This is a genomic window from Bacillus sp. ES1-5, assembly GCF_022487605.1.
GTDB lineage: Bacteria > Bacillota > Bacilli > Bacillales > Bacillaceae_G > Bacillus_A > Bacillus_A wiedmannii.
The window spans coordinates 1-468 of record NZ_JAKVPU010000052.1; the positions used below are offsets into that span (position 1 = coordinate 1).

The 468-nt window shown below is 29.1% G+C and carries 1 protein-coding gene; it reads right to left on the reverse strand.

The features are described from left to right. Positions 1-393, reverse strand: a 393-nt coding sequence (locus MKO96_RS29245) for a VanZ family protein (RefSeq protein ID WP_240589350.1), incomplete at its 3' end; no start/stop codon positions are given. Positions 394-468 lie beyond the last annotated feature (75 nt).

Consider the following 468-nt stretch of genomic DNA (forward strand, 5'->3'; position numbering starts at 1 on the left):
GCCTAAAGTATTATGAAGTAAATCGGCTAGCTCCATACTTCCTCGTTGCAGTGTAAATTCAAGAATTTCAATCAATAAACTTGCTATAATTGAGATGATTAACATCCATTTTGTTTTTTGAAAAACCTTACTAAATAAAGGTAATAAAATCCCTAACGGCAACAGCATACCTATATTAACAATGATATGAAAAAAAGAATTAAATGAAAATTGATTCCATGCTTGTTGATACTGGCTTAATACATCGAAATCAATTGTTCTTACAAAGATATTCCCAGCTGAACGACCAAATGTGGTAGCCGTTATTAAAAGAGAATAATATCCTATTATTGATATAAATAATATAACTTGTCGTTTTGTAAATTTCTTTTCTAGTTCATTAATAAAATTCATTTTACACCTACTTTAAAAATTCCGCCTAATCCATTGATAAACCTTGCATATCCTGGTATTGCTTTTCTAACAACT